This is a genomic window from Pseudomonas sp. SDT291_1_S447 (assembly GCF_054070155.1).
The window spans coordinates 1-477 of record NZ_JBSVXS010000296.1; the positions used below are offsets into that span (position 1 = coordinate 1).

1 pseudogene is annotated in these 477 nt (G+C 63.7%); it reads left to right on the plus strand.

The features are described 5' to 3' along the window. Positions 1-477, plus strand: a pseudogene (locus ACW9IR_RS29625) (type VI secretion system tip protein VgrG); the annotation flags it as partial.

Below are 477 nucleotides of genomic sequence, written 5' to 3' on the forward strand. Positions count from 1 at the left end.
CCCACGCCACCAGCGGCCCGTACACCGCGCACGCGGCGAACTTCGCCTACACCGGCGCGAAATCTTTGGCCGGGGTATTCCCGGAACCACCGAAACCGGGCAAGGGCAATCTGGAGTTGTTCAACCAGTACGCCGGGCGTCAGGGCATCAAGGAAGGTGATTACGAAGTCATCGATGCGCTGGGCAAAAGCATCAAGGGCAAGCTCGACGGGAAGGGTTTCGCCAGCGTCGCCGGCGCTGCGCCGGGGCCGGCGCGGGTGCTGTTCGGCAAGGACCCGGCGGACACCTGGAGCGATGGCAGTTACATCGGCAAGCCGGAATGGCCGTTGAATCCGCCGGGGGCTGAAGACGTGCCAAGTCAGGTGCAAGCCATGGTCGCGCAGGTCTTGCCGAGCAAGAGTTGGGAGATGTTGGAGAAGGGTAAGGACATGGCGCAAACAGGGATGAGTGCGATGCAGACGGCGCAAGGTGCGATGC